Origin of the sequence: Chiayiivirga flava, assembly GCF_014202825.1 — a bacterium.
Lineage (GTDB): Bacteria > Pseudomonadota > Gammaproteobacteria > Xanthomonadales > Xanthomonadaceae > Chiayiivirga > Chiayiivirga flava.
Genome location: NZ_JACHHP010000001.1, coordinates 219913 through 235564, shown reverse-complemented (window position 1 = coordinate 235564; position 15652 = coordinate 219913). Strand labels below are relative to the sequence as shown.

8 protein-coding genes and 2 pseudogenes are annotated in these 15652 nt (G+C 69.9%); 6 read left to right on the top strand and 4 right to left on the bottom strand.

The window, feature by feature from the left end; genetic code table 11:
• Positions 1-111 precede the first annotated feature (111 nt).
• The 3 genes and pseudogenes from HNQ52_RS16985 to HNQ52_RS01015 form a co-directional block, all read right to left on the bottom strand.
• Positions 112-4317, bottom strand: a pseudogene (locus HNQ52_RS16985) (Lhr family helicase); the annotation flags it as partial.
• 333 nt (positions 4318-4650) lie between these two features.
• A pseudogene (locus tag HNQ52_RS17595) lies at positions 4651-5301 on the bottom strand (DEAD/DEAH box helicase); the annotation flags it as partial.
• Positions 5302-5573: 272 nt separating this feature from the next.
• A complete protein-coding gene (locus HNQ52_RS01015; RefSeq protein ID WP_183958913.1) occupies positions 5574-5828 on the bottom strand; it encodes a hypothetical protein in 255 nt (84 codons plus the stop codon).
• Positions 5829-6007: 179 nt separating this feature from the next.
• On the opposite strand from HNQ52_RS01015, the gene lexA reads away from it, so the two are divergent.
• The 5 genes from lexA (at position 6008) to HNQ52_RS00990 (ending at position 13018) form a co-directional block, all read left to right on the top strand.
• On the top strand, positions 6008-6622 hold the full coding sequence (gene lexA, locus HNQ52_RS01010; RefSeq protein ID WP_183958911.1) for a transcriptional repressor LexA: 615 nt from the start codon (positions 6008-6010) through the stop codon (positions 6620-6622).
• Positions 6619-6873, top strand: coding sequence for a hypothetical protein (locus HNQ52_RS01005; RefSeq protein ID WP_183958909.1), 255 nt, complete (start codon positions 6619-6621; stop codon positions 6871-6873). The genes lexA and HNQ52_RS01005 overlap by 4 nt, the downstream gene beginning before the upstream one ends.
• A 3-nt stretch (positions 6874-6876) precedes the next feature.
• Positions 6877-7503, top strand: coding sequence for a translesion DNA synthesis-associated protein ImuA (imuA, locus tag HNQ52_RS01000; protein ID WP_183958907.1), 627 nt, complete (start codon positions 6877-6879; stop codon positions 7501-7503).
• A gap of 311 nt (positions 7504-7814) precedes the next feature.
• A complete protein-coding gene (locus HNQ52_RS00995; RefSeq protein WP_183958905.1) occupies positions 7815-9401 on the top strand; it encodes a Y-family DNA polymerase in 1587 nt (528 codons plus the stop codon).
• Between the two features lie 209 nt (positions 9402-9610).
• Complete coding sequence (locus HNQ52_RS00990; protein ID WP_183958903.1) at positions 9611-13018, top strand: error-prone DNA polymerase; 3408 nt, start codon at positions 9611-9613, stop codon at positions 13016-13018.
• Positions 13019-13345: 327 nt separating this feature from the next.
• Here HNQ52_RS00990 and HNQ52_RS00985 read toward each other — a convergent pair whose 3' ends face one another.
• Positions 13346-14188 (bottom strand): NYN domain-containing protein, encoded by an 843-nt coding sequence (locus HNQ52_RS00985; protein WP_183958901.1) that lies wholly within the window; start codon positions 14186-14188, stop codon positions 13346-13348.
• 164 nt (positions 14189-14352) lie between these two features.
• Between HNQ52_RS00985 and HNQ52_RS00980 the strand changes: the two genes are divergently transcribed.
• Positions 14353-15612 carry a TCR/Tet family MFS transporter gene (locus HNQ52_RS00980; RefSeq protein WP_183958899.1) on the top strand — a complete coding sequence of 420 codons (1260 nt, stop codon included), beginning with the start codon at positions 14353-14355 and terminating at the stop codon, positions 15610-15612.
• Positions 15613-15652 lie beyond the last annotated feature (40 nt).

The following is a 15652-nucleotide window of genomic DNA, read 5'->3' as shown; positions in this document are numbered from 1 at the left end:
CGACTCGCCGCGCACGGGCGGCGAGCCTGGCAGGCATGCAATGCCATCGTTGCCGCGAGCGAGATGCCGTTGCGCCTGTGCAAGACAAAAGCCGCCCCGACCCTTCCCCCGTCAAGAGGGTAGGGCTCCGACGATCGGCAGGCCGTCGTCGTGCACCTGTTCGAACGGCGCATGCGCGGACAGCGTGTGTTCTCCGCGCAGCGTGCGACGCACCTGCCGCTCCGCGTCCGGTGTCAGTGCCACCAGTAGTTCGACGCTGTCGCCGATGCGCGTGGCCACGGGAATGCCGTCGCGGTAGATCACGCGCGCACCGGTCAGGCGCGGTACCTTGCCGCCGGGCAGCACGCTTCCGACGAGATTGAGCGGGTCGGCGCCGGACAGGCTCACGAGCGTGCCGTCGTCCGGGCGCGCACGCGCCTTGCGCAGCAGCGGGATCGCGTCCGGCAGCGCGAACTGCTCGCCGCTGAGTCCGGCGATGAAACGCCCGCCGCGCAGCTCGCCGCGTGCTTCGAGCCGGTGCAGCACGCGCTGCATGTCGCGCCACGGCGGCAGCCAGCCGGCTTCGCGTTCGAGCAGGCGGAAACACAGCACGCCGTAGCGGCGCAGCAGGGTGCGGACGACGAGTTCGACGGTGTCCGCGCCCGCGCTGGCTTTCGCAGGGGCTGTCCTGCCTCGCGCAGACGCGCCGCGCGCGGATCGGGACGGTGCCGCAGCCGGCGGCGTGTCCGCGTCGTCCGCCTGCGACTGGCGTCGTGCCAGCGTCCAGCGGCCCGCGTCCTCGATGCCGAACAACGCCACGCGTCGGCCGCGCCGTCCGTACGCCGTTTGCCGTTTCGACGCCGGCACCAGCAGCGCGCGCAGGCCGCTGAAACTGTCCGACACCACCACGCCGCGCGCGACGAGTTCGGCCAGTGCGTCCTCGAGTTCGGCACGCAGCAGGCCGACGCCCGAGAGCAGTTCGTCGAAAAACGAGGCGCCGTGTTGCTTGAGCCAGTCCGCCACGCGTTGCGCGCGCGACGTCAGCGCAAGGTCGTCCGCTGCGGGCGTTGCGCCGAGCGCCGACCACGCGGCGCGGTTGCGGCGCGAGAGCAGCGCGATCGGCGTGGAACGCACCGGCCCGGCGTGGCGGCCGCGTTTTTCGCCGCTCGGCGGCGCGCCGGCCTGCACCCGTGCCCACGCCACGCGCCCGGCGAGGCACAGGTCGTCGAGCCACGAGATCGAATAATCGTTCACGCGTGCCGGCAGGATCTCGCTTTCCCACGCGGCCGCGGGCGCCTCGAATCCTTCGAGCTGGCCCAGCACGCTGGCGAGCGCATCGGGCCCGGTGACCTTCGCATCGGGCGACACGCGCTGCCAGTCGAACAGGAAGCGCATGAAGTCGCGCGGCTCCACCGGCTCGATCTCGCGCCGCAGCCGACCGAGCGTGTAGCGGTGGATGCGCGCGAGCAGGTGGCGTTCGCACCATTCGAGCGCACTGCCGCCGGGCGTGAAGTGACCGCGCATGACGTAGCCCTCGCCTTCGAGTGCGAGCAGCGCGAGGTCGATGTCCGATGCGGGCAGGTGCAGCGAAGCCGCAATTTCGGCGACGGTGCGCGGACCGAGGCCGCTGAGGCGCGCGCGCAGCAGTTCGCGCAGGGCGTCCTCGCGTGTCCACGCGACGGCGGCGTAGTCGGGCGGGGCGGCGATGGCGGGATCGAGCGCGATGTCGGTGCCGAAGACGACGTGGAATTGCGGCAGGCGTTCGGCGGTGATCCAGATGGGTTGCTGGGCGGCATCTGCATCTGCATCTGCATCGGCATTTGCATCGGCAGCGTCAGCGTCAGCGGAAGACGCTTTTGCGGTAGTTCGACTTGACGGGTCGGACTCGCATTGGCGCGTCGCGGTTGTCCCGGACCCTCTCCCCAACCCCTCTCCCGGGGGGAGAGGGGCTAGCGCGACTTCGCGAATGTCGCGGGAGCAGGCGCTCGCTTGCCTGCCGTCCGGTACGCCGGCGCCCGCTTGCCCTTCTCCCCCCGGGAGAAGGTGGCGCGCAGCGCCGGATGAGGGTTCGGGATCGCCTGAACCGACCAGTTCGACCCGGGTCCGGCACGTCGTACTACCCTCGGGCGTTCCCTCCGATGTGATCGCCGCCGCAAGCGATGCCACCCGTCGGCTGTCGGACTGCGGCAACACCAGCCGCGTCGCCCGCCGCTGCGTCGCGAGCGTATCGAGCCACGCCGCCCAGCCGCGATTGCTCTCGACATCCGCCTGCGTCAGGAACCCGATGCCGTAAAGCGCCTCGTGCATCTCGTCGACATTGCGCGCCTCCGGCCAGGCCTCCACGCGCACCGCATCGATCGCGTCGCCGTCGAGCCTGCCCAGATCCTCGGCCTGCTGCACATCGCTCCAGCGCCGGCTCTGCACTGCCTGTGTGCGGCGTTCCTCGAGCGGAGCATCGTCGAGAAACGCATACGGCCGCGCGCCGAGCACTTCGGCCGCAAGCGGCGACGGCGCGGTGAGGTCGCGTGCCGCGATCCGGATGACGCCCGATTCCAGCCCGCGCAACAGTGCGAGGAAACCCTCGACATCCATTGCTTCGTGCAGGCAGTCGTACAGGGTCTGTGCGACGAGCGGATGGTCCGGAATCTGACGTTCGCCGACGATGTTCTCCAGGCACGCGACCTGGTCGGGGAACACCGTGGCGAGCAAATCCTCGCTCTTCATCCGCTGCAGCTGCGGCGCCACCTTCTTGCCGCCGGAAAAGCGCGGCAGCGCAAGCGCGGTGACCGCGTTCCAGCGCCAGCGCACGCCGAACAGCGGCGCATCGAGCAGGGCCTGCACCAGCACGTCTTTCGCAGTATTGGAGTGCAGGAATTTCGCCACGTCCTCGAGCGGAAAACTGTGGCTGGTGGAGAGCGACAGCACGATCGCGTCTTCCGTCGCCGCCGCCTGCAGCTCGAAGTTGAAGCTGCGGCAGAACCGCTTGCGCAGCGCCAGGCCCCAGGCGCGGTTGAGGCGGCTGCCGTACGGACTGTGGATGATGAGCTGGGTGCCGCCGGATTCGTCGAAGAAACGCTCCATCGCGAGCACCTGCTGCGTCGGCAGCAGGCCGAGGGCGATCTGCGCCTGCGCGAGGTAGTCGGCGAGTTGGCGCGCGGCCGATTCGTCGAGACCCACCTCGGTCTGCAGCCAGTGCGTCGCGTTGCCGACGACGGTGGCGATGTCGGCGTTCTCCGCCGATGCGCCGGTGAAGAATTCGGCCAGCGTCTCGCGCAATCGCGACACGCCGAGCGAGAGTTCGCGGCTGCGCCCTGGCGCTTCGCCGATCCAGAACGGAATCGTCGGCGCGGCGCCCTGCGCGTCCTCGACGCGCAGCTTGTCGCGCTCCACGCGCAGGATGCGGTACGAAGTATTGCCGAGCTGGAACACGTCGCCGGCGAGGCTTTCGACCGCGAAATCCTCGTGCACGCTGCCGACGGTCTGGGCCTGCGGTTCGAGCACCACGGCGTAGTCGGCGGTGTCGGGAATGGTGCCACCGGCGCTGAGCGCGGTGAGGCGCGCGCCGCGGCGCTCGCGCAGCACGCGCTGCACGGCGTCGCGATGCACGTGCGCAACATGCGTGCCGCGGCGGTTGGTGAAGCCCTCGGCGAGCATGCGCACCACGGCATCGAAATCGGCGCGGGCGAGGTCGCGGTAGGGGTACGCGCGCCGCACGAGCGCGTACAGCGCATCCTCGCTCCATTCGCGGCAGGCCACTTCGGCCACGATCTGCTGCGAGAGCACGTCGAGCGGCTGCGGCGGCAGGATCAGCGCATCGAGTTCGCCGCGGCGCACGCAGTCGAGCAGGGCGGCGCATTCGACCAGCTCATCGCGCGACTGCGGGAACAGCCGGCCTTTCGGCGTGGCGCCGACGGCGTGCCCGGCACGGCCGACGCGCTGCAGGAACGCGGCAATGGAGCGGGGCGAGCCGAGCTGGCAGACGAGGTCGATATCGCCGATGTCGATGCCCAGTTCCAGCGACGCGGTGGCCACGAGCACGCGCAGCGCGCCTGCCTTGAGGCGCTGCTCGGCATCGAGGCGCAGCTCCTTCGCGAGGCTGCCGTGGTGCGCGGCGACGACGTCCTTGCCGAGGCGTTCGGCAAGGTGGCGGCAGGCGCGTTCGGCCATGCGCCGGGTGTTGACGAAGATCAGCGTGGTGCGATGTGCCTGCACCAGCTCGGCGAGGCGGTTGTAGACGAGTTCCCAGGTGTCGTTCGACATCACCGCATCGAGCGGCACGGGCGGCAGTTCGAGCGCGAGGTCGCGCCGGCGGACGTGGCCGGTGTCGATGACGACGCAGTCGTGGCCGGGGTGGGCGAGGCGGGGTGGGGCGGGGGTGTCGGTGGGGTCGAACAGATTGCGGGTGTGGGGGAGTGCGGGAATGCGCTCCGGAACACCCCCTTCCGGCTGCCGCCACCTTCCCCCGCTTTGCGGGAGAAGGATTCCTTCGGTGGATTCTTCGACAAGATCCTGCGTCGCTGCCATCCGGGAGCGCGACAGAGAACCGCTGAATCCGGCCGGTGCCTCATGGAGAAAGACATCGGCTCCGGCTGTTCCCTTCTCCCGCGCAGCGGGGGAAGGTGCCGAAGGCGGAAGGGGGTGCTCCTGCTCCTGCTCCGCGTCCCCGCACCCCCCCACCAGAAACCGCGCCACCACCTCGATCGGCTTCTGCGTCGCCGACAACCCGATCCGCTGCAGCGGCCGCTCGCACAGCGCCTGCAGGCGCTCCAGCGACAGCGCCAGGTGGCTGCCGCGCTTGCTCCCGGCGATCGCATGGATCTCGTCCACGATCACGGTGCGCGTGCTGCCCAGCATCACGCGGCCCGATTCCGAGCCCAGCAGCACGTACAGCGATTCGGGCGTGGTCACCAGCACGTGCGGGGCGTGCTTGCGCATCGCGGCGCGGTCCTTCTGCGGCGTGTCGCCGGTGCGCACCGCGGTGCGGATCTCCACGTCCGGCAGCCCGCGTGCGGACAACTCCGCACGGATGCCCGCGAGCGGCGCCTCCAGATTGATGCGGATGTCGTTGGACAGCGCCTTCAGCGGCGAGACGTAGATGATCTGCGTCAGGTCGGCCAGCTCGCCGCGCAAGCCTTGCCGGACGAGATCATCGATGGCGGCCAGGAACGCGGTGAGGGTCTTGCCCGAGCCGGTGGGCGCTGCCACCAGCACGTGCCGTCCGGACTGGATCGCCGGCCACGCGGCGGCCTGCGCGTCGGTGGGCGCGGGGAACGTGGCGTTGAACCACGCGGCAACGGCGGGATGGAAGGCGTGCAGTGGCATGTCGGATGGCTCGGCGGTGTGGCGTCGCCGCATTCAAGGCGGCGCCCGTCTCAGCAATCGAGACGATACGCACGCGCGCCCGCCGATGTGTGAAATGCAGGGCGGCGATGGCTCTTGATCCTGCCCGGTTCCGCGCCAGTCACGGACGAGGAAACGAGACACGCAGCCAGGACAAGATCAAGAGCCATCGCCGCCCGTTGCGCGGACAGCCTGCAGTTCCGCAGCGGCCCGTCCGGCGGCGGGCCGGATCCGACCGCGCGCGGTCACGTGCATCAGCCCGCGCGCTGCAGCCGCTGTTCGATCCGCGCCAGCCGTGCCTCGTGCGACGCCAGCTTCTTGTGCGTCATCGCAAGCCCGGTCTGCAACACCGACATGTCGCAACGCAAACCCGACGCATGGCCCTCGAGCGAACCCAGGCGCTGGCGGATGTCGCCCAGGTCGGCGCGGGCGGCGGAGAGGTCGGAACGCAACGCGTCGAGGTGGTCGAGGCGGGCGGGGGCGAAGGCGGACGGTTCGGAACGAAGCATGGCCGGAACTCCTGGGGGTTGCAACGGTGTTGACGAGCGGTGGAAGGACGCGAAACCGATGGTGCGTGCACGGTTTGTTGGTGTATGTTTGTACACCATGCATCCGGCAGTCGTCCAGCGCCGGATTGGCAGAAATTCCGATATCACACGATTTTAATTGCGAATCAGACGGTTACCTCATGCCCACCGATCGCCAGCAAGCCATCCTCGACCATCTCGCCGCGCATCTGGCCACCCATGGCCGCCCGCCCACGCTGGGCGAACTGGCGGCGCAGTTCGGCATCGCCGTCAATGCGGCGCGCAAGCACCTGCTGGCCCTGGAGGCCAAGGGCCTGATCGAGATCGCCGCCGGCAAGGCGCGCGGCATCCGGCTGCTGGGCGCGCCGTCGGTCGCCGGATTCGACATTCCGGGCGCCATCGGCCTGCCGCTGGTCGGGCGCGTGGCGGCGGGCAGTCCGATCCTGTCCGAGGGCAACGTCGAGGCCGTGTTCGCCGTCGATCCGGCCTTTTTCCGTCCGCGTCCGGATTTCCTGCTGCGTGTGGAAGGCGACAGCATGGTCGACATCGGCATCCTCGACCGCGACCTCATCGCCGTGCACCGCACCCCCGACGCGCAGCACGGGCAAGTGGTGGTGGCACGCATCGACGGCGAGATCACGGTCAAGCGCCTGCACCGCAAGCAGGGCGAGCTGCGCCTGCTGGCGGAAAATGCGGCGTACGCGCCGATCGAGATCGCGCCGGATGCCGAGTTCGCGATCGAAGGGCTGTACGTCGGCGTGATCCGTCGCGCATGAACGCGCCTGTGGGCATGCATGCGATCTCCCGCCCCGGCGCCGATGCGCGCGGTTGTGCGGCATGGCTGGCGCAGGCGCGCTGGCTGGCGGCATTGCGGGCGGTGCGTGCGGCGTCGGCGCCGGCATCGACGGGCAGCGTCGATGCGGTGAACGTCGATGCCGTGAAACCGGAGGCATCGGACATGCATGCATCCGAGGGTGCCGTGCTGCCGGCATCGGTTCCTGCGCGTCCAACCCAGCGCGAGCGATGAGGCATGCGTGCCGTGCTTTCGCTCAACCAGGCCCTGCTCGACGGCCGCCTGTTCCTTGCCGGCAAGCCGCTGGCGCGCGGGCAGGGTGCGCTTGCCAGTGGTTGGGATGCCCTCGACGCCGCGCTGCCGTGGGGCGGATTTCCGCGCGGCGCGCTGACCGAAATCCTCTATCCCTTCGATGGCGTCGGCGAGTTGGATCTGGTGCTGCCGGCCTGGCGCGCGCTGCTGCGCGAAGAAACGCTGGCGCTGGTTGCCCCGCCGTATCTGCCGTACGCGCCGGGCTTCGCGTTCGCGCGGCTGCCGCTGGAGCGCCTGCTGTGGATCGACGCCCCGCGCGAACGTGCGCTGTGGGCGGCCGAACAGTGCCTGCGCGCCGGCTGCCTCGGCGGTGCCGCGGTGTGGAGCACGGACGCCGATGTGCGCCCGCTGCGGCGGTTGCAATTGGCGGCGGAAGAAGGCGACAGCGTGGGGTTCGTCTGGCGTCCGGCCCGGCATGCGCACAATCCCAGCCCGGCTGCATTGCGTCTGCAATTGCTGAAGGCCGACACCGGCGAACTGTGCGTGCGGGTGCTGAAGAATCGCGGCGCGATGGCCCAGGTGCAGCCGCTGCGGCGCGGGCGGGTGCATTGATGTGTGTGCAGGCACGTTGGGGCTGCCTCGGTCAGGCCAGTCGAGTTGCGAACCGCAGCAATGCAACCGCCGGGTGTGCTGTGTTGAACGCCTCGAACGCCTCGAAATTTCCCGAAGCCCTGGAAGCCCCTCTCCCGCCGGGAGAGGGGTTGGGGAGAGGGTTCGGGCTTTCGCGCTCGGGTGAATTCAACGAGCAAGGTCGTCCCGTATTACGCCCGGACCGCCCCAGCCCCCAGCCAGCACGCCTCCTCCTCCGCACCATCGAAGCGACCCACCCCCCACACCCCGAGCAGGCGCGGCATTGATCTGCCATGCAATCGCTGTGGATCTGCTTCGTGCTGCCGATGCTTCCGTTGGAAGCCCACCCGAGCGTCACCGGTGCGGCCACGGTTGCGGCTGGCCGCGACGGCTTCATCGATTTCCGTGACTTCGACCCCGCCACAGCTGCGTCCACACCCGCCGCATCCGGCCACCACACACCCTGCGCCATCCACGACGGCGGCGCCCCGCGCTCCCGCATCGTCCGCGCCAACGCCGCCGCCAGCGCCGCCGGCATCGTCCCCGGCCTGACACTCGCGCAGGCGCAGGCACTGCTCCCCGGCCTGCGCTCCTATCCGCGCGACACCGCTGCCGAAACCCGGCGGCTCGAACACCTCGGCGCCGTCGCCTACGGCTTCAGCAGCCAGGTGCGCCTGCTGCCGCCCGACGCGGTGGCGCTCGAAGCCGGCGGCAGCCTCAGGCTCTTCGGCGGCTACGACGCCTTGCAGCGCGAACTGCGTGCGAGCCTGGAGCAGCTCGGCCACGTCCATCATTGCGCGGCGGCGCCCAATGCGCTCGCCGCGCGCGTGCTCGCGCCGCTGCACGATGGCATCGCTCTGTTCAGCGACGAGCACATGCGACGCGAACTGGCCCGGGTGCCGATCGAACGCGCGCACCTCGACGCCGACACCGTCGCCGCACTCGCGCGCCTGGGCCTGCGCCGCCTCGGCGACGTCGACGTCCTCACGCCCGCCGCGCTCGCACGCCGTCTCGGCCGCCCGCTGCTCGACACGCTCGATCGCCTGCACGGCCACATCCCCGATCTCGCATCGCTGTACCAGCCGCCGAACCGCTTCGAACGACGTTTCGAGTTCGACTACGGCGTCGAACGCAGCGGCGCGCTGGTGTTCCCGCTGCAACGCCTCGCGCGCGATTTCGCGGCCTTCCTGCACGCGCGCGACGGCGGCGTGCTGCACTTCGAATTGCGCTTCGACCACGAAGACCATCCGCCCAGCCGCATCCACGTGGGCCTGCGCAAGCCGGCGCGCGATGTCGATGCCTTGTTCGAGGCGGTGCGCGGCCGGCTCGAACGCCTCGCGCTGCCCGCCGCGGTGCAGGCCGTGACGTGGATCGCCGAGGACCTGCCGCCGTTCGTGCCCGAACGCTTCGATCTCTTCGACGCGCGCACCCGCGGCAAGCTCGATCTGGACACGCTCGCCGAACGCCTGCGCACGCGCCTGGGCGACGACGCCGTGCGCATGCTCGGCGTGCGTGCCGACCACCGCCCCGAGCGTGCCTGGTTCGCCACCGGCACGCTGCCGGCCGCGCGTGCGCGCGCCGACCACGGCGATGCGCCGCGCAGCACCGCCACCACCAACGCCCGCGGCATCGCGCCTCCGGCCGTGCCGGCCGCGCCGGTGCGCCGTCCGCTGTGGTTGCTGCCACATCCCATTCCGCTGCGCGCGCGCGTGCTGCGGCTGCTCGAACCGGATCCCGAACGCATCGAAAGCGGCTGGTGGGACAACGCCGACACGCGCCGCGATTACTTCGTCGCCGAGCTCGACAGCGGCCAGCGCGCCTGGATCTACCGCACCCTGGGCAGCGGCGACGACTGGATGTTGCACGGCTGGTTCGCATGAGCGGCGGCGGCAACGAGGACCGGGACGGCATCGATCCGCGCTGGCGCGATCACTATGCGGCCCGCGGCGGCAAACGTCCGGCAACACGGTCCTCCATTGCCGGGCCTGCGCCGGTATCGGAGCCGGTCCCCGCTCGGGCCGGCCCCGTGGCGCCGGCCAGGGCGCCGGCGGCGGGAACGGCACGGCGGATGTCGCCGGATGCGGCGTCGATGCCGGATGCCATTGCGGCGCCGGCTCCGGCGGCGTCGGGTGCGCCGGCATACGCCGAACTCCACTGCCTGTCCGATTTCAGCTTCCAGCGCGGCGCATCCAGTGCCGAGGAGCTGTTCGCACGTGCACGGTTGCTCGGCTACAGCGCGCTCGCGATCACCGACGAATGCTCGCTCGCCGGCGCGGTCCGGGCGCTGAAGGCGTCGGAGGAGACCGGCGTGCGTCTCATCGTCGGCAGCGAGTTCGTGCTCGACGACGGCCTCACCGTCGTGCTGCTGTGCGAAACCCGGGCAGGTTACGCCACGCTGTCGAAACTCATCACCCGTGGCCGCCGTGCCGCGCCCAAGGGCGAGTACCGGCTGTCGCGCGAGGACATCGTTCGGCACGTGTTCGCCGACGGCACGCACCTCGATGCCTCCGCAACCGGCGACGCATCCACGCCGCATCGCAGCGACGGCCTTTTCGCTCTGTGGATACCGCGCCGCCAGGAGCGCTGGGGCGAAGAGCTGCGCTGGCTGCGCGATCGCTTCGGCGACCGCCTCCGCGTGGCCGTCGAACGCCACCGCGAGGCCGGCGAAACCGCGCGCATCCAGCACCTCGTACGCATCGCGCAGGGGTTCGGCGTGCCGCTGGTGGCCTGCGGCGACGTGCACATGCACCACCGTTCGCGGCGCGCGCTGCAGGACGCGATGACCGCCATCCGCCTCGGCCGACCGCTTGCCGACTGCGGCCATGCGCTGTTTCCCAACGGCGAACGGCATCTGCGTCCGCGCGAATCGCTGCGCAAGCTCCACGACGAAGCCTGGATGGCCGAAAGCGTGCGCATCGCCGAGCGCTGCAGATTCACGATGCGCGACCTGAAGTACCGGTATCCGGCGGAACTGGTGCCCGACGGCCACACGCCGACGACATGGCTGCGCAAGCTCACCGAAGACGGCCTGCGCCAGCGTTGGCCGCAAGGCGAGAGCGCCGATGTGCGCCGGCTCGTCGAGAAGGAACTCACGCTGATCGCGGAACTGGAATACGAGGCCTTTTTCCTGACCGTGGAAGACATCGTGCGCTGGGCCCGCGCGCACGACATCCTCTGCCAGGGGCGTGGTTCCGCAGCCAATTCCATCGTCTGTTACTGCCTGCGCATCACCAGCGTCAGCCCGGATCGCATCGGCATGCTGTTCGAACGCTTTCTCTCGAAGGAGCGCGACGAGCCACCCGATATCGATGTCGACTTCGAGCACGAGCGGCGCGAGGAAGTGCTGCAGTACGTCTACGAAAAATACGGCCGCGAACGCGCCGCGCTCGCCGCCACCGTCATCGCCTACCGCAGCAAGAGCGCGGCGCGCGACCTGGGCATGGCGCTGGGGTTTCCGCAGGACCGCATCGAGGAACTGTCGCAGGCCTACCGCTACGGCTTCGGCGCACCGCTTTCGGAGAAACTGCGCGAGCGCGGCTTCGACCCCGATGCGCAGGAGGTGATGCGCCTCACCGCGCTGGTGCAGCAGATGTACGGCAAGCCGCGCCACCTGTCGCAGCACGTCGGCGGTTTCGTGATCTCCGGCGAGCCGCTGCACGATCTGGTGCCGGTGGAAAACGCCTCGATGGCCGATCGCAGCGTCATCCAGTGGGACAAGGACGATCTCGAATACCTCGGCCTGCTGAAGGTCGACTGCCTTGCGCTCGGCATGCTCACCTGCCTGCGCAAGTGCTTCCGGATCATCGAACGCCACGGCGGACCGCGGCTGCGCCTGGCGGACGTGGACGAAGGCGACGAACCCACCTACGAGATGATCCGCCGCGCCGACACCATCGGCGTGTTCCAGATCGAATCGCGTGCGCAGATGGCGATGCTGCCGCGGCTGCGGCCCGAGCACTACTACCACCTCGTGATCCAGATCGCGATCGTGCGACCGGGACCGATCGAGGGCGGCATGGTGAATCCGTACCTGGAAGGTCGCGCGCGCGAACGCGCCGAGCGCGAGGCACGTGCGCGGAGCGGCGCGGGCGGGGCGTCGCCGAGCGCGGACGATCCGGATTTCATGGCGATGGGCGAGGTCGAGAACGAGCACCATCGCGCGGTCAAGGCACTGCTCAAGCGCACCTGCGGCGTGCCGATCTTCCAGGAACAGGTGATGGCGCTGCTGAAGGCGGCGGCGGACTTCAGCGAGGGCGAGGCCGACCAGTTGCGGCGTTCGATGGCGGCGTGGAAAAAACGCGGCGGACTCGAGCATTTCGAGGAAAAGATCTTCGCCGGCATGCGCAGGAACGGCTTCAGCGACGAATACGCGCAGCGCATCTACCGGCAGATCCTCGGCTTCGGCAGCTACGGATTCCCCGAATCGCACGCGGCGAGTTTCGCGTTGCTGGCGTACGTGTCGTGCTGGCTCAAGTGCCGGTATCCGGCGGTGTTCGCGTGCGGCCTGCTGAACTCGCTGCCGATGGGCTTCTACGGGCCGGCGCAGATCGTCGCGGATCTGCGTCGGCACGGGTACGCGGTGTCGCCGCCCGACGTCACGCGCAGCGAGTGGGACCATCGGCTGGAGCGGGCCGGCGTGAACCTGTGTCCGGACGACGACGCGGCGTTGTGGCAGGCGCTCCCGCCGCAGCACCCGCGCGTGGCGGCGGCGGGCAGCCTGCCGCCGTCGGTCACGCCGGGCAAGCCGCCGCCGCCGGACCTGCACGACGGCCGCGTCGAATACGATCGCAATCTCGGCCTGCGCCTGGGCCTGCGCGCGATTTCCGGGCTGGGCGAGGACGTGGCGCAACGCATCGTGGCCGCGCGTCGTGTCGCGCCGTTCCGCGATGTTGCCGATCTGGTGCGCCGCGCGCGCGTGGATGTGCGCAGCCGCGATGCGCTGGCATCGGCCGGCGCGCTGCATCGGCTAGCCGGGCATCGGCATCGCGCCTACTGGGACATCGCCGGCATCGACATGCGCGACGACGTGCTGCGCAACGCCGATTTCGACGAACGCCGCCCCGTGCTGCGCCCGCCGAGCGCGGCCGAAAACCTCACCGCCGACTACGCGACGCTCGGGCTCACGCTGGGCCGGCATCCGCTGCAACTGTTGCGGCCGCAGCTGCAGGCGCGCCTCTGCAGGCGCTCGGACGAACTGCAGCACCTGCAGCACGGCGCGCCGGTGCGGTTCGCAGGCCTCGTGACACTGCGCCAGCATCCCGAAGCGGCCAAGGGCGTCACCTTCATGACGCTGGAGGACGAGCGCGGCCTGGTCAACATCGTGGTGTGGCAGCAGGTGGCGCTGGCGCAACGCCGCCCGATGCTCGAATCGCGCCTGCTGCACGTCGCCGGCAGGCTCGAACACAAGGACGGCGTCCTGCACGTGGTGGCGCGCACGCTGCAGAACTGGAATGCGATGCTCGGCGGCCTGCGCGTGGAGTCGCGCGACTTCCATTGATGTTGCGAGGTGCGGCAACGTCGTCGATTGCACGGAGCACGTTGCGAGTCGACACCGAGAACATTCGTTCTCGCCTTCCCGGCGAACGCCGGGATTAAGGGGCGCTGCTCGGTGTTGCTCGCATTTTTAGGATTGAACCGGAAGAAACGCCACTGGGTCCCGGCGTTTGCCGGGACGACGGAATGTGGAGCGCGGCGAGATTCCCGGACCGCAGTGGGCACTCGCCGGGTTGACGTCGGTGCAGCAACGTTTCCCCTGCAGCCAGCGCACGATCACCGCGTTACCGGATCGGGGGAACACCTGCGTTTGCCCGAAAAGCCAGGTGTCTCAGGGCTTCACCGCGCGCACGAAAATCGTCTTCGTCCCGGCCGTGTTGCCGCGTTCCTCGGACTGGAACGCCGCCGGAATGGCGCGGATCAGATCGCTCAGCTTCCGGTGGCCATACAACCGCGGGTCGAAGTCCGGACGGATCTTGGTGAGGTAATTGCCGACCGCGCCGAGGCTGGCCCACCCGGTTTCGTCCGTGGCCTCGTCGATGGCCTGCAGGATGAGCTGCACCGGCACGGCGGAGGCGCGATTCGTCGAAGGCGGCGTGGATGGCGCGGGCGCCGCGGCGCTTTCCACCGTGCGGCCCGACACGCGTTTTGCCGGCGCCTTTTTTGCAGGCGTCGGGGCAGGGCGAGCCGCCGGCTGCGGCGTTTCCGGGCGCAGCACCTCGGTGTAGACGAACTTGTCGCAGGCCACCACGAACGGTTCGGGCGTTTTCTTTTCGCCGAAGCCGAGCACCAGCAGGCCCTCCTCGCGCAGCCGTTGCGCCAGGCGGGTGAAGTCGCTGTCGCTCGAAACCAGGCAGAAGCCGTCGAAGCGGCGCGTGTACATCAGGTCCATCGCGTCGATGATGAGCATGCTGTCGGTCGCGTTCTTGCCCGAGGTGTACGCGAACTGCTGCACCGGCGCGATGGAGTGGCGCAGCAGCGCGCGTTTCCACTGCGCGTGGCTGGTGGAGGTCCAGTCGCCGTAGATGCGCTTGACCGCGGCCACGCCGAACTTGGCCACCTCCTCCAGCAGGCCCTGGATCACGGACGGCTGCGCGTTGTCGGCATCGATGAGCACGGCGAGGCTGCGCTGGTCGTCGCCGCCGTCGAGGCGGGTCTTGTCGCGGGTGGGCATGGGAACCTCGTTGCCGGCGGAAGTGGCGACGATCCTCGCACACCCGCGCGGCGGACGCGGCGGCCGGCCCGCATCGGCTGCAACGACGCTGCGATACCATCGCGTCGCGTGCCGTGCGACGTGTGCGGCGCATCGTGCCGACTTCGCTCCCGCTCCGGATGTCCATGCCTGTCCTCACCACCGGCCGCCGCCGCGCTGCGGTCGCCTTCATCCTCGTCACCGCCGCGCTCGACATCATCGCGATGGGCATCATCATTCCGGTGCTGCCGGAGCTGATCGAGCAGTTCGTCGGCTCCAACGCGCGTGCCGGTTTCATCAACGGCGCGTTCGTGGCGTTGTGGGCGCTGATGCAGTTCGTCGCCTCGCCGATCATCGGCAGCCTGTCCGACCAGGTCGGGCGCCGGCCGGTGATCCTGCTGTCGGCCGCCGGACTTGCCGCCGACTACGTGCTGATGGCGCTGGCGCCGAACCTGTGGTGGCTCGCGGTCGGGCGCATCATCGCCGGCATCACGTCGTCGAGTTTCACCACCGTGTTCGCCTACATGGCCGACATCACGCCGCCGGCACAGCGTGCGCGTGCCTACGGACTCATCGGAGCGGCGTTCAGTGCGGGCTTCGTCGCGGGACCGGCGCTGGGCGGCGTGCTCGGCGAGATTTCGCCACGCGCGCCGTTCTGGGCCGCGGCGGCGGCGAGTGGCCTTGCCTTCGTGTATGGGCTATTGGTGCTGCCCGAATCGCTGGCGCCGGAAAAACGCATGCCGTTCGCGTGGTCGCGCGCCAATCCGGTCGGTGCGCTGAAGCTGCTGCGCACGCATGCGGAACTGGCGGGGCTCGCCGTGGTGAATTTCCTGCTGTATTTCGCGCACCACGTGTTTTCCGCGGTGTTCGTGCTGTACGCCGGCGCGCGCTACGGCTGGGGACCGTGGGAGGTTGGCGTGTTGCTGGCGATGACGGGCGAGCTCGACATGATCGTGCAGGGCCTCGTCGTCGGCCCGGCGGTGAAGCGCTTCGGCGACCGTCGCGTGATGGTGTTCGGCCTGTTCGGCGGTGCGCTCGGCATCGCGTGCATGGGGCTCGCACCGACGGGGCTGCTGTTCACGCTCGCGATGCTGCCGAACGCGCTGTGGGGACTGGCCATGCCGACGCTGCAGTCGCTGATGACGGCGCGCGTGTCGGAGTCCGAACAGGGCCAGCTGCAGGGCGCCAACATGAGCGTGGCGAGCATCGCGGGCGTGCTGTCGCCACTGTTTTTCGGCTTCGTGTATTCGGTGACCACCGGCACGGACGCGTGGTTCGCGTTTTCCGGCACGGCCCTACTGATGGCCTCGCTGGTGCTGCTGGTGGCGGCACTGATCGGCTGGCGCGTGGCGCGCGATGCGGGCCGCGCCGACGCGGTCGCGGTGCTGGCGGGCGGCGCGCAATGACGTGCCGGCGCTGTCGAACGCGTGGCGTCGTTGCCGTATT